Source organism: Pseudomonas sp. JH-2 (genome assembly GCF_036231725.1).
GTDB lineage: Bacteria > Pseudomonadota > Gammaproteobacteria > Pseudomonadales > Pseudomonadaceae > Pseudomonas > Pseudomonas delhiensis.
The window spans coordinates 62,934-80,831 of record NZ_JAZAQP010000024.1; the positions used below are offsets into that span (position 1 = coordinate 62,934).

Sequence of the window (17,898 nt, forward strand, 5' to 3'; positions counted from 1 at the left end):
GCCCTCGGCCACTTCATAGCCGATGCGGGTGAAGCATTGCTCGATGCGTTCCTTGGTACGGGTCACCGGATGCAGGCCGCCGGAGGTCTGGCCGCGGCCCGGCAGGGTCACGTCGACGCGTTCGGCCGCAAGCCTGGCCGCCAACGCGGCGCCTTCCAGGTCGGTCTTGCGGGCGTTGAGCGCCTCCTGGACCTTTTCCTTGGCAACGTTGATCAGCGCACCGACCTTGGGGCGCTCCTCGGCCGGCAGGTCGCCCAGGGTCTTCATCACCTGGGTCAGTTCGCCTTTCTTGCCGAGGTAGTGAACCCGGATCTGCTCCAGGGCGTTGACGTCTTCGGTGTTTCGCACAGCGTCCAGGGCCTGCGAAACCAGCGCGTCCAGGTTTTCCATGTACCAACTCCAGATACAAAATAGGGGAAGAGCGGTAAGGCTCTTCCCCTATCGGTGACGTTACGTCCGGACCGAAATCCGGTAACTGTCGTGGGGCTTAAGCCAGGCTGGCCTTCGCTTTCTCGACAATCGCGGTAAACGCCGCTTTTTCGTTCACAGCCAGATCGGCCAGGACCTTGCGGTCGATCTCGATGGCCGCCTTTTTCAGGCCGGCGATCAGACGGCTGTAGGACAGACCGTTCTGACGAGCACCAGCGTTGATACGGGCGATCCACAGGGCGCGGAACTGACGCTTGCGCTGACGACGGTCACGGTAGGCGTATTGGCCGGCCTTGATCACCGCCTGCTTGGCAACGCGGAACACGCGGGAACGCGCGCCGTAGTAGCCTTTGGCGAGTTTCAGAATCTTCTTGTGACGACGACGGGCAATCACGCCACGCTTAACACGAGCCATTTAACTATCCTCTACCAGAAATCAACGCAGACGCAGGGAGCGTTCTACACGGCGTACATCGGAAGCAGCGAGCATCGAGGTGCCGCGCAGCTGACGCTTACGCTTGGTGGTCATTTTGGTCAGGATGTGGCTCTTGAAAGCGTGCTTGTGCTTGATGCCACCAGCAGTCACTTTGAAGCGCTTCTTGGCGCCACTCTTGGTTTTCATCTTTGGCATGTTTGGTACTCCGCATTCGTTAACAACTGATAACCATCAGGCCTGCCAGTGCCCGGGAGGTTATTTACGCTTCTTGGGAGCGATGACCATCATCAGCTGGCGTCCTTCCAGCTTGGGATGCTGTTCCACGGTGCCGTATTCGGCGAGGTCGGTCTCGACCCGCTTCAACAGCTCCATGCCCAGCTCCTGGTGGGCCATCTCACGACCACGGAATCGCAGGGATACCTTGGCCTTGTCCCCTTCACTAAGGAAACGTACCAGGTTGCGTAGTTTTACCTGGTAATCCCCTTCTTCCGTCCCTGGACGAAACTTGATTTCTTTGATCTGTTGCTGGTGCTGGTTCTTCTTCGCCGCAGCCGCCTGCTTCTTCTTCTCGAACAGGTGCTTGCCGTAATCCATGATGCGGCAGACAGGAGGCACCGCATCGGCAGAGATTTCAACCAGGTCCAGCTTGGCCTCGTCGGCGTGGCGCAGCGCCTCATCGAGGGACACTACGCCGATCTGCTGACCGTCGGCACCGATCAGACGCACTTCGCGTGCGGTGATGTTCTCGTTGATCGGCGGTTTCGGGAGAGCCCGCTTATCCTGTCTCATTTCACGCTTAATAATGATTACTCCGAGTCTTGGCGACCACGCCGGGAAACCGCCCGAGTCAACAGCTCGACGAACTGGGAAAGCGGCATCGAGCCGAGGTCTTCCCCTTCGCGCGTACGTACGGCGACGGCCTTCGATTCAACCTCCCTGTCCCCAATAACCAGGAGATAGGGAACCTTGAGCAAGGTATGCTCGCGGATTTTAAAGCCGATTTTCTCGTTTCTCAAGTCGGACTTGGCACGGAATCCGCTTTCCTCGAGCGTACGGACCACTTCCTCGGCGAAATCGGCCTGCTTGTCGGTGATGTTCATGACCACCGCCTGGGTCGGCGCCAGCCAGGCCGGGAACAGGCCGGCGTAGTGCTCGATCAGCATGCCGATGAAGCGCTCGAAGGAACCGAGGATCGCGCGGTGCAGCATGACCGGGCGCTTGCGGTTGTTGTCTTCGGCGATGTAGCTGGCGTCCAGGCGCTCCGGCAGGTTCGGGTCGTACTGCAGGGTGCCGCACTGCCAGTTGCGGCCCAGGCAGTCCTTCAGGGTGAACTCGATCTTCGGGCCGTAGAAGGCGCCCTCGCCCGGCTGGTATTCCCACTCCAGGCCGGATTCGTTCAGGGCGTCGGCCAGCGCGCCTTCGGCGCGGTCCCACAGCTCTTCGGAACCCACGCGCTTGGCCGGACGAGTGGACAGCTTCATGGAGATGTCGGAGAAACCGAAGTCGGAGTAGACCTGCAAGGTCAGCTTGATGAAGTCGGCCGCTTCCTTCTTCACCTGGTCCTCGGTGCAGAAGATGTGCGCATCGTCCTGGGTGAAGCCGCGCACGCGCATGATGCCGTGCAGCGCGCCCGAGGGCTCGTTGCGGTGGCAGGCGCCGAACTCGGCCAGGCGCAGCGGCAGGTCGCGGTAGGACTTCAGGCCCTGGTTGAAGATCTGCACGTGGCACGGGCAGTTCATCGGCTTGACCGCGAAGTCGCGGCTTTCCGACGAAGTGGTGAACATGTTCTCGGCGTAGTTCGACCAGTGGCCCGAACGCTCCCAGAGGATGCGGTCGACGACCTGCGGGGTGCGAACCTCGACGTAGCCATGTTCGCGCTGCACCTTGCGCATGTACTGCTCGAGCACCTGGTAGACGGTCCAGCCGTTGGGGTGCCAGAACACCATGCCCGGGGCTTCTTCCTGCAGGTGGAACAGGTCCAGCTGCTTGCCGATGCGGCGGTGGTCGCGCTTTTCAGCCTCTTCGATGCGCTGGACGTAGGCGGCCAGCTGCTTCTTGTCGGCCCAGGCGGTGCCGTAGATGCGCTGCAGTTGCTCGTTCTTCGAGTCGCCGCGCCAGTAGGCACCGGAGATCTTGGTCAGCTTGAAGGCCTTGAGGAAGCGGGTGTTGGGCACGTGCGGGCCGCGGCACATGTCCACGTACTCTTCGTGGTAGTACAGGCCCATGGCCTTCTCGTCGGGCATGTCCTCGACCAGGCGCAGCTTGTAGTCCTCGCCACGGGACTTGAACACCTCGATGACCTCGGCGCGCGGCGTCATCTTCTTGATGACGTCGTAGTCCTTGTCGATCAGCTCGGCCATGCGCTTCTCGATGGCCGCCATGTCCTCGGGGGTGAAGGGGCGCTCGAAGGAGATGTCGTAATAGAAACCTTCGTCGATCACCGGGCCGATGACCATCTTCGCGCTCGGGTACAGCTGCTTGACCGCGTGGCCGACCAAGTGCGCGCAGGAGTGGCGGATGATCTCCAGCCCTTCCTCGTCCTTCGGGGTGATGATCTGCAGGGTCGCGTCGTGCTCGATCTTGTCGCAGGCATCGACCAGCTTGCCGTTGACCTTGCCGGCCACGGTGGCCTTGGCCAGGCCCGCGCCAATGGATTGCGCCACCTCGGCCACGCTGACCGGGTGATCGAAGGACCGCTGACTACCGTCGGGAAGAGTAATGATGGGCATGGCGCCTCCTCTCCTAGTGGTGACCCCTACGAAAGGCCACATGGGTTGGGATGTGCCAGTAAGCGTCGCCCGCCGGGCAGGCCTGCCTCACAGTGGCAGGCGCCTTTTCGGCACCCTGCGCTTGCGCGCGCGGACGGAGATCACTGGAAGAAAAACGAACGAAGCCCCGACGAACGGGGCAGGTCGCCATGGTACTGCATGTCGGGGCAACTGACGAGCGGCATCAATGCGAGTCGATGAAAGCGAGCACGGCGCGGTTGAAGGCGGCCGGGCGCGTGGCGTTCATGCCGTGGGAAGCGCCGGCGATGACGTCGCTGCGCACGTCTGGCAGCGTCTGCGCCAGGGCCTCGACCACCTGCGGGAAGGGCTCGGGGCTGAGTTCGCCGCGCAGCAGCAGGGTCGGCACCGCCAGGGTGGCGAGGCGCGAGCGCCCGAGCGGCTCCGGGCGGTCGGCGACCTGGCCGATCAGGGTCATGGCGTTGTCGCTGGCCATGTCGCGGAAGTGCCGCGAGGAACGCCGCCAGATGCCGGGCCCGCTGACGGTGTCGACGAACAGTTCCAGGCCCGCCTCGACCTCGCCCTGGCGGATCAGCTGCAGCGCCTGCTCGCGGAAACGGTTGCGCTCGGCCGGCGCCGCCGGCACGGGCACGCCGGCGGCCTGGAACAGGTCGGCGGCGAAGTCCCCGCCCGGGTCGCACAGCACCAGCGAGCGCAGGCGCTCGGGCGCCGCCAGCGCCAGGCGCAGGCAGATATTGCCGCCGCGCGAATGCCCCAGCAGGTGTACCGGCTCGCCCTGCATTTCGATCAGCGCGAGCAGGTCCTCCACATGCTGGCCGGTAGTGAAATCCGCACCCTCGCCATTCCAGCGCTGCGGGTAATAATGTCGAAGGCTGGGCGCCAGCAGGCGATAACGCTCGCCCAGGCCGCGCAATTGCCATTGCCAGTAGCGGTAATCGCAGAGCGAGCCGTGCACCAGCACCAGCGGCACGCCCTCCCCCTGCACCAGGCAGGCCAGTTCATGTCCATTGAGCGAATACGACTGGACATTCGAAAGCATCTACATCCCCTGTTGCATGGCGCACGCAAGATATCGGCGGAACCCATGGCGAACCGCCATCTAGTTGATGGGCGCGATTATCCGCGATTCGCGCCATGGCGATAAACCCATACATTGGGAAGGACCTTTGCATTGCGGCGAAAAGTACCCGGTCGAAGATTAATTATTGCGTCGCCCGCTTATTTAAATTAATAATTCGCCGCCCACATAACTTTCCGAACACAATGGTCGCCGAACAGCTGCGCACCGATATCCGTTTCGGAATGACCTGCCCTGGAGACAAACATGTCCAAACTCGCGGAATTCCGTGAAGCCGAACGCCTGCTCAAAGAACAACTGGCCCTGCTGGAAAAGCTGAAGAACGACAGTTCCCTGAAGAAGGAACTGGAATTCAAGGATCAGCTGCAGGCCCTGATGGACGAATACGGCATGAACCTGCGCAACGTCATCGACATCCTCGATCCGCAGGGCACCGCCAACACCGCCGCCGCCGCGCCGGCCGCCAGCGCCCCGCGCCGCAGCCGCCAGCTGAAGGTGTACAAGAACCCGAACAACGGCGAAGTGGTCGAGACCAAGGGTGGCAACCACAAGACCCTGAAGGCCTGGAAACAGCAGTACGGCGCCGAGACCGTGGAGTCCTGGCTGCAGAAGTGATGCCCCGTCCCGCGACGGCCGAAGCCGCCGCGGGAACTTTCGCGGAAACATCCGCTGACGACTCGCACTTGAAAGGCCCGGCCAACACCCGGATAATGCCGCCGCGAGTCATGAACTTCAGGTCGCCCCTCCCGACGCCACCCACCCCAACCAGGGCGCCGCAGTCGGGATACACAGGGCCACGGCCAGCAGCCAGTCACTGGCAGGCGTATCCAGCGTTCCCTCTTGAGAGCGCAGCAAATCGTCCTTACATATTTGGCAAGCCCGAACTTCGGGGGCTGGCGTATTCTCCCGCCATGGCGCCCTCGAAAGACCCTTCGAGTTTTCATTCGCTGCCACATTCCGGTCATGGATATCACGCATTCTGCGTTCGACCGGAGTTTTTTACGTTTCACGCGGTCATAGGACCGTGACTATTTGGAAGAAAGACAATATGAAAAAAAGCACTCAGATCCAGGAGGCGATCCGCACCCTCAAGGCAGCTTTCGCCCCGCTCAACTGCATCATCCTGGCACCGCGCAAGGACAGCTTCAGCTTCGCCCTGGTGGACGAGCACGGCATCGCCTGCCACAGCGAGCGGCTCTACCCGCAGCAGTATCAGGCCGCAGAGCCGCTGCAGGCCGTCATCGCCCGCGTGCAGAGCACCCTGGCCGCCTGACCGGCACCCGACGAAAAGCCCCGCCGATCAGGCTGTGTGAAAAACCGAGCGGCTCTTCGAAGAGCGCGTTCCTACGTGAAATCTGAAGAGGCTTGGCTATTCAGCCAATCCAGAATCCACGTAGAAACGCGAAATCCAGGTTGTTTTTTAACCAGTGGGACCGATCCTGAGGTTTTCACACAGCCTGCGATGCGGGGTTTTTTCATGCCCGGCGATTTCACTCCAGGCGCAGGCCGGCCTTGAACGCCGCCATCTCGGCGAGCCGCTGCGGGTATTCCGCCGCCGGGGCAGCGTAGGTCAGCGAATAGGCCGCCTCCCGCCCCAGCGCCACCTGCACCACCTGCTTCAGGACCTCGTTGCCGTTCTGGCTGACCGAGCAGACCAGCTCCAGCCCATCCAGCCCACCCAGCACGGCCTGCCGCGGCTTGCTGCAGGCCGCCTGGAAACCCTGGCGCAGGAAGTCGACCTGCAGCGACTTGCGCATCTGCAGGATCACCCGCTGCAGATCCACATCCTTCGCCTCGGCCAGGCGGCTACGGGTGATTTCCACCACCAGCGCCTGGGAGCCGTCCGCCGCCAGCCTGACGCCACGCTCGCGGCGCAGCGCCGCGGCCTCGTCCGGCGCCTCGGGCGAACGCGTCACCTGCCAGCCCTCCGGCCATTCCGCCAGCCCGGAAGCCGCTGCCAGTCCACTGGCCATACACGCCAACAGCAAACCACCGAGAACACCGGCCCACCTACCGCCCATGCCACCTCCCACAACCGAGAAACACCGCACTTTTGCCAGGCAAACTATACCGATCACCGCCAATTGGCGCCCGGCACGAACGGCAATCAGCCAAACAGGCTGAACGCATCGACACCGATACAAACCTTACCCTGCCGATACCAAGTTTCGCGGGACACCCGCGGCACGGGCGTGTCTACTTTGCGCCCGTTTTTCCAACCCAGGTGTCGCCATGCTTTCCAGACTGACCAAAGTCACCCTGCTGCTCGCCCTTGTCTCGCTGTCCGGCTGCTGGCCGTTCTTCCCGCCCTTCGGTGGCCCAGGAGGCGGCGGACACGGTGGTGGCGGCCATGGCGGCGGGCCCGGCTTCGAGCGCCGCTGAGGCAGCACCGCAGGGACGCCCGGCGCGGCCGGTGAATCCAATCGCGGACGGAGTCCTCGCCCATACTCGACCGCAGGGCGAATAACCGTTCGCGGTTATCCGCCGCCGGCCGCAACAGCGGCGTCCGGGACCATTGGCGGATAACGCCGTAGGCGTTATGCGCCCTACGGGCTGCAAGGGGGCGGCGTAGGAGGGATTGAGCGAAGCGATACCCATCGCCATGGCCGCATGGGTTTCGCCAAGGCTCAACCCATCCTACGAAGAGCATATCGGCGCGGGGCGCAACAACGTAGGAGCGGGCCCTGCCCGCGAATCGCGCGCAGGGCGCGCTCCTACAGGCGGGACAGCGGTGGCAACGTAGGGCTCCGTCCGCGACCAGCCCCAAAACGCACCCAAACAAAAAGGGCGACCCTCGCGGATCGCCCTTTCTGCTACCGCCGAAGCGGTGAATTGGTAGGCACAATTGGACTCGAACCAACGACCCCCACCATGTCAAGGTGGTGCTCTAACCAGCTGAGCTATGTGCCTAAAGAAAAAGGCGACCCTGTATCGATCGCCCTTTCGCTACCGCCGAAGCGGGAATTTGGTAGGCACAATTGGACTCGAACCAACGACCCCCACCATGTCAAGGTGGTGCTCTAACCAACTGAGCTATGTGCCTAGCGATGGGGGCGCATTCTACGCGAAGGCGTTGAGCCGTCAAGCATTTTTTCGCTAACCCCCTGAAAAAGGGAATTTTTTTATGTTCGTTCTCGCGTAAAAAATTTTGCACGGCCACTAGCCGAGTGATTTCGACTCGGGTAGCATCAGCCCATCTCGTAAAAAATAACAAACACAGGTGCAATATGCCGCACACTTCTTATCCCACTTCCTACTATGCAGCCTCGGCCAACCCGGTCCCGCCGCGCCCCGAGCTCAAGGGCGAGACCGAAACCGACGTCTGCATCATCGGCGCGGGCTACACCGGTCTGTCCACTGCCCTCTTCCTGCTGGAGAACGGCTTCAAGGTGACCGTGCTGGAGGCCGCCAAGGTCGGCTTCGGCGCGTCCGGCCGCAACGGTGGCCAGATCGTCAACAGCTACAGCCGCGACATCGACGTAATCGAACGCACCGTCGGCCCGAAGCAGGCGCAACTGCTCGGCCAGATGGCCTTCGAGGGTGGCCGCATCATCCGCGAGCGCATCGCCAAGTACGACATCCAGTGCGACCTGAAGGACGGTGGCGTGTTCGCCGCCCTCAGCGCCAAGCAGATGGGCCACCTGGAGTCGCAGAAGAAGCTCTGGGAGCGTTTCGGCCACACCCAGCTGGAACTGATGGACGCCAAGCGCATCCGCGAAGTGGTGAAGACCGACAGCTATATCGGCGGCATGCTCGACATGAGCGGCGGCCACATCCACCCGCTGAACCTCGCCCTGGGCGAAGCCGCGGCGGTGGAATCCCTCGGCGGCGTGATCCACGAGCAGTCCCCGGCGGTGAAAATCGACCGTGGCGCCAACCCGGTGGTGCACACCCCGCAGGGCCGCGTGAAGGCCAAGTTCGTGGTGGTAGCCGGCAACGCCTACCTCGGCGGCCTGGTTCCGGAGCTGGCCTCCAAGTCCATGCCGTGCGGCACCCAGGTGATCACCACCGAGCCGCTGGGCGACGAGCTGGCCAGGAGCCTGCTGCCCCAGGACTACTGCGTCGAGGACTGCAACTACCTGCTCGACTACTACCGCCTGACCAGCGACAAGCGCCTGATCTTCGGCGGCGGCGTGGTCTACGGCGCCCGTGATCCGTCGAACATCGAAGCCATCATCCGTCCGAAGATGCTGAAGGTGTTCCCGCAGCTGAAGAACGTGAAGATCGACTTCGCCTGGACCGGCAACTTCCTGCTGACCCTCTCGCGCCTGCCGCAGGTCGGCCGGATCGGCGACAACATCTACTACTCCCAGGGTTGCAGCGGCCACGGCGTCACCTACACCCACCTGGCCGGCAAGGTGCTGGCCGAGGCCCTGCGCGGCCAGGCCGAGCGCTTCGACGCCTTCGCCGACCTGCCGCACTACCCCTTCCCGGGCGGCCGCATGTTCCAGGTGCCCTTCTCCGCGATCGGCGCCTGGTACTACAACCTGCGCGACAAGCTGGGCGTGTAACCTACCCCGCGAACGACGACGGCGCCCTAGGGCGCCGTTTTCGTTGGCGCGCCGCTGTCGCTGCGGATCTGCGCATGGCTGATCAGGGCGAAGATCAGGCTGCCGCCGACGATGTTGCCGGCCAGGGTGGGCAGCGCGAAGTCCAGCAGGAAGGCCTTCCAGCCCAGCTCTCCGGCCCACATCAGGTAGCCGACCTCGCAGGTGCCGACCACGATGTGGCTGAAGCTGCCCAGCGACATCAGGTAGGTGACCAGGATGATGATCCACACCTTGGCGCTCTCCGCCGCCGGCACCAGCCAGACCATGGTGGCGATCATCCAGCCGGAGACGATGCCGCGGGAGAACATCTGCCAGCCGTCGTTCTCCATGACCTCGTGGCCGATCTCGAGGAAGGCCTGGTCGGTCTTCGCATCGAAGATCGGCAGGTGCAGCATGGCGTAAGCGAACAGCAGCGCGCCGACGACGTTGCCCAGCAGCACCACGCCCCACAGGCGCAGCAACTGCCCGGCCTTGCGCAGGGTCGGCTCGCTCATCAGCGGCAGCACCGCGGTCAGGGTGTTCTCGGTGAACAGCTGCTGGCGGGCGAGGATGATGGCGAGGAACCCCACCGGGTAGCCGAGGCTGGTGACAATGGCCGCGCTGTCGTGCTCCGGCAGCCTGGCGCGGAACAGCCCCATGGCCATCAGCGACAGGCCGATGGTCAGCCCGGCGGCCAGGGCCGACCACCAGAGCGCCGCCAGGGTGCGCTCCAGCTCGTGGTTGCCCTGCAGGCGGATCACCTCGTGGAGCACCAGCGCCCGGGGCGGCTGGGCCTTCTCGACCTTGCGGCGCTCCTCGGCGGAAAGATCGTCCGCGGTATCGCCCTTCTCGCCAGCCCTGGCCGAACCGGGGCGGACCTTCCCGGCGCCATCGCCCGCCGGGTGCTGCTTGTCGCTGGCCATGGCCTGCACCTCCTGGAGGAATGCCATTTAGGCCGGCGGCCAAGCGCAGCGGTTCAAAGAAAATGCACGCGGCGCCTCAAGGTGCGGGGCAGGCCGGCGCGGCGCTGCATTGCCCGGAAGCCACCGGCGCCGCCCGGGGCGCCTGGAGGAAGCGCGAATCCGTCGGCGCCAGCTGCTGCGCGCAGCTCGCCGGGGCGCGGGCCCGCTCGCCGCAGCCGCGCTCGGCCATGACGTTGGCCAGGTTGTACCAGGCGGCGGCGAAGTCCGGCCGGGCGGCCACGCTGTGGCGCAGCGCCGTTTCGGCCCCGCCCAGGTCGCCGGCGGCGTAGCGGGCGTTGGCCAGGGCGAACCAGCCCAGCGGCTCCTGCGGCCAGGCCCGGGTGGCGGTGCGGTAGGCCTGGTCGGCCAGGGCCCGCTGGCCGGTTTCCTCCAGGTCGTGGGCGGCGCGCAGCCAGGGCGTCGGTTCGGCGCTGGCCGGCAGGTGGTCGGCCGGCAGCGTCAGCACAGCCCAGCGGCTGCTGCGCCGCCAGGTCACGTCGAAGGCGGTGAAGTCGATCACCAGGCGCCTGGTGATGCCGGAGCGCAGCACCAGTTCGTGGCGGTCGCGGTCATAGCCGACCACCACGGCGTAATGCCACATCGGCAACCAGTCCAGGCCGTTGTTCTGCAGCACCAGCACCGGGTTGCCGGCGGCCACTTCCCTGAGCACGTCTTCCAGGCGCGGGCGCAGCGGGTAGACCAGCAGGCCGCGCTCACGCGCCGCGGCCACCAGTTCGACCTGCAGGCTGCCCTGGCGCTGCGGCAGGAACACCCGCTCCTTCAGCTGGTTCGGCGTCACCCGCACACCGCGCTGGTTGAGCACGGTGGCGAGCGCCGCCGGCCCGCACTGGTATTGCTGCTGGGGGAAGAACTGCACCTCGGCCAGCTCGACGCGCCGCGGCAGCGCGTCGACGTCCGCCGGCAGCCGCGGCGCCGTGGCGCAGCCGCCGAGCAGCAGCGCGGCCAGGGCCACGGCAGCGGCGGCACGCCTCAACGCTGGCACCGCACGAAGGTGAAGATATGCGTGATGCAGAGCATGTCGGTGATGATGAAGATCAGCAGGAACAGGACGATGATGCCGATGATGCCACCGGCCGGCGCCTGGTCCAGTTGCTGGTTGAACTGCGCCAGCTCCTCGTTGGACAGGCTCTTGATGCGCTGCTCGACCTGGCTGCGCTCCACGCCCATGGACTGCAGCTTCTTCTGCACGCCCTGGTCATCGAGCATGCGCAGCAACTGCTCGCGGTCGACGTGCTGCTGTTGCGCCTGCAACACCTCACCGGTGCCCACCATCGCCGCCTGCGCCAGGGGCATCTCGGCGACCACGCCCAACTGCGCCAGCACCAGCACGGCCGCCAGCCGCTTCACCCGCTTTGTGATTGTCATTCTGGGTCTCCTCCACTTTGACGCGCTAGCAGACCGCCGGCGACAACCGGAGGTTCCGCGCGGCCAAGCACGGTTGCACAAGCAAAGCCCGGGCACCGCAGGCGGGCAAAAGCTGCCGCCGAACGAGGCGCCTTCTGTTCAGATCACGGCGTCAGGCGTTTGGTTCGAAGCGCAAGCGTCGCCAGTCCAGGGCCAGGTGGCCGAGGTACACGCAAGGGTAGGCATGGGGCAGCAGAAAGTGCTCGTGGCCGGCCACGGCCAGCCCGGCTCGCCGGCAGTCCAGGCGCAACAGGTGGCCCCAGGCGTATGCCTGGGCATCGAAGGCCTGCGGGCCGAAGGTGGCTTCCGGCCAGCACGCCCGGCACCAATCGCGCAGCACCCGGGCGTCGCGCACGGCGGGCAGGCAGGCGATCCTGACCTCGTCGTCGCGCCAGTCCAGCGCCTGCTGCGCGTCGAAGGCGGCCTGGCGCTCCAGCGGCAATGGGCGGGCCCTGACGCCATCGGCCAGGGGCTCCAGCGTCACCGCCAGCGGCTGCCAGCTGCTGTGCTCCAGCGCCCAGAGCAGGTCGCCGTCGACTTCCAGCGACGGCCGCCCCGCCACCCGCTGGCGGAAACCGTCGCAGACCAGGCAGCAGTCGCCCAGTGGAATTCGCAGTTGACTCTCGCTCACATCGGCCTCGCAGCACATCGGCCGCGTGATTCTAGGGAAAGCCCCTGGCCGACGGAAAGCCCTGTCGGGGCATCGTCCCTGCTCCTCAGCCGCCGGTCATGCTCATGAAGCGCAACACCTGGACCTGCTCGGCGGCGTCGAAGTGATGCCGCTGCGGCTTGAGCTGCAGCGCCTCGACCAGCGCCGCGCGCAGCCGGGCGCCGTCGCCGGGGTGGCTGCGCAGCAGTTGGCGAAGGTCCAGCGCGCCTTCATGGCCGAGGCAGAGCACCAGCTTGCCCTCGGCGGTGACGCGCACGCGGTTGCAGTCGCCGCAGAAGTTGTGGCTGTGCGGCGAGATGAAGCCGATGCGGCTGGGCAGGCCGTCGACGCGGTAGTAGCGCGAGGGGCCGCCGCTGCGCTCCAGGCTGGGCGTCAGTCGCCAGCGTTCGGCCAGGCGGGCGCGCACCTCGTCGCTGCTGCAGAGGGTCTGCGCGCGGTCGTGGCTACTGATGCTGCCCAGCGGCATCTCCTCGATGAAACTGATGTCCAGGGCTCGGGCGAGCGCGTATTCCACCAGTTCGCAGACCTCGTCGTCGTTGCGCCCCTTCTGCACCACGCAGTTAAGCTTGATGCGCTCGAAGCCCGCCGCCCGCGCCGCGTCTATCCCCGCCAGCACCTGGGGCAGGCGGTCGCTGCGGGTGAAGGCGGCGAAGCGCTCGCGGCGCAGCGAATCCAGGCTGATGTTCAGCCGGCGTACGCCGGCGGCGCGCAGCTCAGCCGCGCGGCCGGCCAGTTGCGAACCGTTGCTGGTGATCGCCAGGTCCTCCAGCTCGGGGCGCGCGCCCAGGCGCGCCAGCAGCGAGGTCAGGCCCTTGCGTACCAGCGGCTCGCCGCCGGTGATGCGGATGCGCCGCACGCCCAGGGCGATGAAGGCGTCGGCTACCGTATAGAGCTCTTCCAGGCTCAGCACCTGGTCGCGCGGCAGGAACTGCATGTCTTCGCCCATGCAGTAGGTGCAGCGGAAGTCGCAACGGTCGGTCACCGACAGGCGCAGGTAGGTGATGCGGCGGCCGAAGGGGTCGACCAGTTGGCTGTCGGACATGGCGACGCTCTCGTGGAAGGCCGGGCGCCGTGGCGACGCCGGGGTCCGCAGACTCTACAGAAAAGCTGAACCACGGGTCAACTTTCAGCACAGGGCCCTTGCTTGAGGGGCCCGCGAGGCCGGTGCTACCATCGCCGGCCCAGCCATGGGCAACCGCGCACAAGAAGACCCAGCAGACCATGACCAGCATTCGCGAACGCAACCGACGCCTGATCCTCCGCGCCGCCAGCGAAGAGTTCGCCGAAAAGGGCTTCGCCGCCACCAAGACCAGCGACATAGCGGCGCGCGCCGGGCTGCCCAAGCCCAACGTCTACTACTACTTCCAGTCCAAGGAAAACCTCTACCGCAGCGTGCTGGAAAGCGTGGTGGAGCCGCTGCTGCAGGCCTCCGCGCCATTCCGCGAGGACGACGAGCCGGCCGAGGCGCTCAAGGCCTACATCCGCTCCAAGGTGCGCATCTCCCAGGAGCTGCCGCACGCCTCCAAGGTGTTCGCCAGCGAGCTGATGCACGGCGCGCCGCACCTGCCCAGGGAGTACCTGGACGAGCTGAACGCCCAGGCCCAGCGCAACATCGCCTGCCTGCAGAGCTGGATCGACCGCGGCCTGCTGGCCCCGGTGGACCCGCACCACCTGCTGTTCACCATCTGGGCGGCGACCCAGACCTACGCCGACTTCGACTGGCAGATCTCCATGGTCACCGGCAAGGACAGCCTCAGCGACGCCGATTTCGAGGCCGCCGCCGAGACCATCACCCGCCTGGTGCTGCGCGGCACCGCGCCGGATGGCAGCGAGCCAACCAAGGCCGAGGCGCGCCTGCGGCCGTTGCCGCTGTAGGGCGCATAACGCCTACGGCGTTATCCGCCGTTTGACCTTGGCCCAGGCCACTCCGGGTTCAACCTCGGCGCTATTCATGGCCTGGGTGTATCGGCGGATAACCGCGAACGGTTATTCGCCCTACGCCAGGCCCGACCTTTGCGTAGGGCGCATAACGCCTACGGCGTTATCCGCCGCCTGACCTTGGCCCCGGGCCGCTCCGGGTTCAACCTCGGCGCCATTAATGGCCTGGGTGTATCGGCGGATAACCGCGAACGGTTATTCGCCCTACCCCGCGTCGGCCACCAGGCCGGCGGCCTGGATGCCGCGGATGGCGCATTGCTCGTCGATATCCGAGGCATCGCCGCTGATGCCGATGGCGCCGAGCACGCGGTTGTCCCGGTCGCGGATCAGCACGCCGCCCGGCGCCGGCACCACGTTGCCCTGGGCCAGGGTGTTCACCGCGGCGATGAACGACGGGCGCTGCTGGGCGTCGGCGGCCAGGGCGCGCGACGACTTGCCCAGGGCCACCGCGCCCCAGGCCTTGCCGATGGCCACCTGCGGGCGCAGCAGGCTGGCGCCGTCCTCGCGCTGCAGGGCCACCAGGTGGCCGCCGGCGTCGAGCACCGCCACGGTCAGCGGCGCGGTGGAGAGTTCGCGGCCAGCGGCCAGGGCGCTGCGGGTGATGGCCAGGGCGGTGTCGAGGTTGATTTCGCTCATGAGGGGTTCCTCGCGGAAAGGGATAAGACGTTCACCCACGCCCTCCCGTGGAAGGACGCGGCATGGCAAAGCCCTTGATGGAATAGCCGAAGGAAGCCCCGGACGCAACGAATAAATACAATCCTGCGACATTTTGTACACAACAACAAACCAAGAAAAATACAACGCCAGTATCGAATAAACCGCTCAAGGATGCCGGGTTTCCCAGTACCCCGGGGTGTTGTAGATGTCCTTCAGGTAGTCGATGAAGAAGCGCACCTTGGCCGGCAGATAGCGCTGTTGCGGGTACACCGCCTGGATGTCGTAGGCCGGGATCTCGTACTCGTCGAGCACCGTCACCAGTTCGCCGGCCTTGAGTTCGGCCTGGATCTCCCAGGTGGAGCGCCAGCCGATGCCCAGGCCCTGCTTGACCCAGTCGTAGAGCAGCTCGCCGTCGTTGCAGTCGAGGTTGCCGGAGACCCGCACCGCCACCTGCCGGCCGTCGCGCAGGAAGGTCCAGCCGCGCTGCTGGCCGCCTTGCAGGTTGAAGGCCAGGCAGTTGTGCCGCGCCAGGTCCTCCAGCACCCGCGGCACGCCGTGCAGCTCGAAGTACGAAGGCGCGCCGCAGACCACCCGGCGGTTGGGGAACAGCTTGACCGCCACGTAGTTGGGGTCGGTGACCTCGCCGATGCGGATGCCCATGTCGTAGCCCTGGCGCACCAGGTCCACCAGGCTGTCGGTGAAGTTGAACGACAGCTTCAGGTCCGGGTAGCGCGCCAGGAACGCCGGCGCGTGGGGCGCGATGTGGCGCCGGCCGAAGGCCGCCGGGGCCGACACCACCAGGTGCCCGCGCACCGAGTTGCCGCCGCGGGTGACGCTGGCGTCGGCCTCGTCGAAGTCCTTGAGCAGGCTGCGCGCGCGCTCCAGGTACTGCTCGCCCAGGTCGGTCAGCTGCAGGCCGCGGGTCGAGCGGTGCATCAGCTTCACGCCCAGGTGCCGCTCCAGGGCGTCCAGGCGCCGGCCCATGACCACCGGGGTCACGCCTTCGCTGAGCGCCGCCGAAGCGAAGCTGCCGTTGTCCGCCACCAGGACGAAACTGCGGATGAGGGTATAGCGGTCCATTCGATACTCCAGATATCGACAGAACTGAAGTATCCATCAATTCCGTCACCTTGGCACAGCCGGCATCCTTGCCCCCAACAAGAAAACCACCGACTCAAGAGGAAAGGTCATGGCCAAAATGAGAGCGATCGAGGCGGCCGTCCTGGTCATGCGCCGCGAAGGCGTGGATACCGCCTTCGGCGTACCGGGCGCTGCCATCAACCCCATGTACGCGGCGATGAAGAAGCTCGGCGGCATCGACCACGTGCTGGCCCGCCACGTCGAGGGCGCCTCGCACATGGCCGAAGGCTACACCCGCACCAGCGCCAGCAACATCGGCGTGTGCATCGGCACCTCGGGCCCGGCCGGCACCGACATGGTCACCGGCCTGTACTCGGCGTCCGCCGACTCCATCCCGATCCTCTGCATCACCGGCCAGGCGCCGCGTGCCCGCCTGCACAAGGAAGACTTCCAGGCGGTGGACATCACCAGCATCGTCAAGCCGGTGACCAAGTGGGCCACCACCGTGCTGGAGCCGGGCCAGGTGCCCTACGCCTTCCAGAAGGCCTTCTACGAAATGCGCAGCGGCCGCCCCGGCCCGGTGCTGATCGACCTGCCGTTCGACGTGCAGATGGCCGAGATCGAGTTCGACATCGACGCCTACGAGCCGCTGCCGGTGCACCGCCCGAGCGCCACCCGCGCCCAGGCCGAGAAGGCCCTGGCCCTGCTCAACGACGCCGAGCGCCCGCTGCTGGTCGCCGGCGGCGGCATCATCAACGCCGACGCCTCGCACAAGCTGGTGGAATTCGCCGAACTGCTCGGCGTGCCGGTGATCCCGACACTGATGGGCTGGGGCACGATTCCCGACGACCACCCGCTGATGGCCGGCATGTGCGGCCTGCAGACCTCGCACCGCTATGGCAACGCCACCCTGCTGGAGTCCGACCTGGTGTTCGGCATCGGCAACCGCTGGGCCAACCGCCACACCGGTTCCGTCGACGTCTACACCGCCGGGCGCAAGTTCATCCACGTGGACATCGAACCGACCCAGATCGGCCGTGTGTTCACTCCGGACCTGGGCATCGTTTCCGACGCCGGCGCCGCCCTGGACGTGTTCCTCGAAGTGGCCCGCGAGTGGAAGGCCGCGGGCAGGCTGAAGGAGCGCATGGCCTGGGTCGAGGCCTGCCGCGAGCGCAAGCGCACCCTGCAGCGCAAGACCCACTTCGACAACGTGCCGGTCAAGCCGCAGCGCGTGTACGAGGAGATGAACGAGTTCTTCGGCAAGGACACCTGCTACGTCAGCACCATCGGCCTGTCGCAGATCGCCGGCGCCCAGTTCCTCCACGTCTACAAGCCGCGCCACTGGATCAACTGCGGCCAGGCCGGCCCGCTGGGCTGGACCATCCCCGCGGCCCTGGGCGTGGTCAAGGCCGACCCCAGCCGCCAGGTGGTGGCGCTGTCCGGCGACTACGACTTCCAGTTCATGATCGAGGAACTGGCCGCCGGCGCCCAGTTCAACCTGCCGTACATCCACGTGCTGGTGAACAACTCCTACCTGGGGCTGATCCGCCAGGCCCAGCGCGGCTTCGAGATCGACTACTGCGTGCAGCTGGCGTTCGACAACGTCAACGCGCCGGAACTCAACGGCTACGGCGTGGACCACGTCGCCGTGGTGGAAGGCCTGGGTTGCAAGGCGATCCGCGTGTTCGACCCGAACCAGATCGGCGCCGCCTTCGCCCAGGCCCGCGAACTGATGCAACAGCACCGCGTGCCGGTGGTGGTGGAAGTGATCCTGGAGCGCGTGACCAACATCGCCATGGGCACCGAGATCAACGCCATCAACGAGTTCGAGGAACTGGCCCAGTCCCGCGCCGACGCGCCCACCGCAGTCTCTCTATTGGATTGAGCCGCTGCTCGACTGACGAAGTACCGGGCCCCGCGTGCAGGGGAGCCGTGGCAGGGATAACC

Annotated in this window: 20 protein-coding genes and 2 tRNA genes; 6 read left to right on the forward strand and 16 right to left on the reverse strand. The window is 65.8% G+C overall.

The genetic code is table 11. The features are described from left to right. The 6 genes from VV867_RS17530 to VV867_RS17555 form a co-directional block, all read right to left on the reverse strand. Nucleotides 1-390: tRNA ligase subunit PheS family protein (locus tag VV867_RS17530; protein ID WP_442965040.1), on the reverse strand; the 390-nt coding region annotated here is incomplete at its 3' end. A gap of 97 nt (nucleotides 391-487) precedes the next feature. After that, nucleotides 488-844: a 50S ribosomal protein L20 gene (rplT, locus tag VV867_RS17535; protein WP_003099086.1), complete on the reverse strand. Its 357-nt coding sequence runs from the start codon at nucleotides 842-844 to the stop codon at nucleotides 488-490. Nucleotides 845-865: 21 nt separating this feature from the next. Next, on the reverse strand, nucleotides 866-1,060 hold the full coding sequence (gene rpmI / locus VV867_RS17540; RefSeq protein WP_009617012.1) for a 50S ribosomal protein L35: 195 nt from the start codon (nucleotides 1,058-1,060) through the stop codon (nucleotides 866-868). Between the two features lie 60 nt (nucleotides 1,061-1,120). After that, nucleotides 1,121-1,672 (reverse strand): translation initiation factor IF-3, encoded by a 552-nt coding sequence (infC, locus tag VV867_RS17545; RefSeq protein ID WP_176450353.1) that lies wholly within the window; start codon nucleotides 1,670-1,672, stop codon nucleotides 1,121-1,123. Then, nucleotides 1,672-3,594, reverse strand: a complete 1,923-nt coding sequence (thrS, locus tag VV867_RS17550) for a threonine--tRNA ligase (protein ID WP_109933353.1) — start codon at nucleotides 3,592-3,594, stop codon at nucleotides 1,672-1,674. The genes infC and thrS overlap by 1 nt, the downstream gene beginning before the upstream one ends. A 223-nt stretch (nucleotides 3,595-3,817) precedes the next feature. After that, nucleotides 3,818-4,651: an alpha/beta fold hydrolase gene (locus VV867_RS17555; RefSeq protein WP_328567127.1), complete on the reverse strand. Its 834-nt coding sequence runs from the start codon at nucleotides 4,649-4,651 to the stop codon at nucleotides 3,818-3,820. A gap of 285 nt (nucleotides 4,652-4,936) precedes the next feature. On the opposite strand from VV867_RS17555, the gene VV867_RS17560 reads away from it, so the two are divergent. After that, on the forward strand, nucleotides 4,937-5,305 hold the full coding sequence (locus tag VV867_RS17560) for a histone-like nucleoid-structuring protein, MvaT/MvaU family (RefSeq protein WP_275629328.1): 369 nt from the start codon (nucleotides 4,937-4,939) through the stop codon (nucleotides 5,303-5,305). 433 nt (nucleotides 5,306-5,738) lie between these two features. After that, a complete protein-coding gene (locus tag VV867_RS17565) occupies nucleotides 5,739-5,963 on the forward strand; it encodes a hypothetical protein (protein WP_074980397.1) in 225 nt (74 codons plus the stop codon). Nucleotides 5,964-6,180: 217 nt separating this feature from the next. Here VV867_RS17565 and VV867_RS17570 read toward each other — a convergent pair whose 3' ends face one another. Next, nucleotides 6,181-6,711 carry a DUF4946 domain-containing protein gene (locus VV867_RS17570; protein ID WP_328567128.1) on the reverse strand — a complete coding sequence of 177 codons (531 nt, stop codon included), beginning with the start codon at nucleotides 6,709-6,711 and terminating at the stop codon, nucleotides 6,181-6,183. A gap of 211 nt (nucleotides 6,712-6,922) precedes the next feature. Here VV867_RS17570 and VV867_RS17575 point away from each other — a divergent pair, with 211 nt between their 5' ends. Continuing rightward, nucleotides 6,923-7,072 carry a hypothetical protein gene (locus tag VV867_RS17575; protein ID WP_275629326.1) on the forward strand — a complete coding sequence of 50 codons (150 nt, stop codon included), beginning with the start codon at nucleotides 6,923-6,925 and terminating at the stop codon, nucleotides 7,070-7,072. A 451-nt stretch (nucleotides 7,073-7,523) separates the two neighbouring features. On the opposite strand, the gene VV867_RS17580 is transcribed toward VV867_RS17575, so the two are convergent. Both VV867_RS17580 and VV867_RS17585 read right to left on the reverse strand, forming a co-directional pair. Next, nucleotides 7,524-7,600: transfer RNA gene (locus VV867_RS17580), tRNA-Val, on the reverse strand. Between the two features lie 56 nt (nucleotides 7,601-7,656). Continuing rightward, a tRNA-Val gene (locus VV867_RS17585) sits at nucleotides 7,657-7,733 on the reverse strand. A gap of 184 nt (nucleotides 7,734-7,917) precedes the next feature. Between VV867_RS17585 and VV867_RS17590 the strand changes: the two genes are divergently transcribed. Further along, nucleotides 7,918-9,201: an NAD(P)/FAD-dependent oxidoreductase gene (locus tag VV867_RS17590; protein WP_275629325.1), complete on the forward strand. Its 1,284-nt coding sequence runs from the start codon at nucleotides 7,918-7,920 to the stop codon at nucleotides 9,199-9,201. Nucleotides 9,202-9,227: 26 nt separating this feature from the next. Here VV867_RS17590 and VV867_RS17595 read toward each other — a convergent pair whose 3' ends face one another. From VV867_RS17595 to moaA, 5 genes are all read right to left on the reverse strand, one after another. Then, nucleotides 9,228-10,142 carry a formate/nitrite transporter family protein gene (locus tag VV867_RS17595; RefSeq protein WP_328567129.1) on the reverse strand — a complete coding sequence of 305 codons (915 nt, stop codon included), beginning with the start codon at nucleotides 10,140-10,142 and terminating at the stop codon, nucleotides 9,228-9,230. A gap of 76 nt (nucleotides 10,143-10,218) precedes the next feature. Then, the gene (locus VV867_RS17600) at nucleotides 10,219-11,175 is read right to left on the reverse strand and encodes a PA2778 family cysteine peptidase (protein ID WP_328567130.1); all 957 of its coding nucleotides are present in this window, start codon (nucleotides 11,173-11,175) and stop codon (nucleotides 10,219-10,221) included. Further along, complete coding sequence (locus VV867_RS17605) at nucleotides 11,172-11,567, reverse strand: PA2779 family protein (protein ID WP_328567131.1); 396 nt, start codon at nucleotides 11,565-11,567, stop codon at nucleotides 11,172-11,174. The genes VV867_RS17600 and VV867_RS17605 overlap by 4 nt, the downstream gene beginning before the upstream one ends. A 151-nt stretch (nucleotides 11,568-11,718) precedes the next feature. Continuing rightward, nucleotides 11,719-12,237, reverse strand: coding sequence for a hypothetical protein (locus VV867_RS17610; protein WP_328567132.1), 519 nt, complete (start codon nucleotides 12,235-12,237; stop codon nucleotides 11,719-11,721). A gap of 85 nt (nucleotides 12,238-12,322) precedes the next feature. Continuing rightward, entirely contained in the window at nucleotides 12,323-13,318 is a 996-nt protein-coding gene (gene moaA / locus VV867_RS17615; RefSeq protein ID WP_328567133.1) for a GTP 3',8-cyclase MoaA, read from the reverse strand. Nucleotides 13,319-13,497: 179 nt separating this feature from the next. On the opposite strand from moaA, the gene VV867_RS17620 reads away from it, so the two are divergent. Further along, nucleotides 13,498-14,151 (forward strand): TetR/AcrR family transcriptional regulator, encoded by a 654-nt coding sequence (locus VV867_RS17620; RefSeq protein WP_275629319.1) that lies wholly within the window; start codon nucleotides 13,498-13,500, stop codon nucleotides 14,149-14,151. Nucleotides 14,152-14,418: 267 nt separating this feature from the next. Here VV867_RS17620 and VV867_RS17625 read toward each other — a convergent pair whose 3' ends face one another. Next, nucleotides 14,419-14,850, reverse strand: a complete 432-nt coding sequence (locus VV867_RS17625; protein ID WP_089394834.1) for a GlcG/HbpS family heme-binding protein — start codon at nucleotides 14,848-14,850, stop codon at nucleotides 14,419-14,421. 186 nt (nucleotides 14,851-15,036) lie between these two features. Further along, on the reverse strand, nucleotides 15,037-15,951 hold the full coding sequence (locus VV867_RS17630) for a LysR family transcriptional regulator (protein WP_275629318.1): 915 nt from the start codon (nucleotides 15,949-15,951) through the stop codon (nucleotides 15,037-15,039). A 109-nt stretch (nucleotides 15,952-16,060) separates the two neighbouring features. Here VV867_RS17630 and gcl point away from each other — a divergent pair, with 109 nt between their 5' ends. Continuing rightward, nucleotides 16,061-17,836 carry a glyoxylate carboligase gene (gene gcl, locus VV867_RS17635; protein WP_328567134.1) on the forward strand — a complete coding sequence of 592 codons (1,776 nt, stop codon included), beginning with the start codon at nucleotides 16,061-16,063 and terminating at the stop codon, nucleotides 17,834-17,836. Nucleotides 17,837-17,898: the final 62 nt, after the last annotated feature.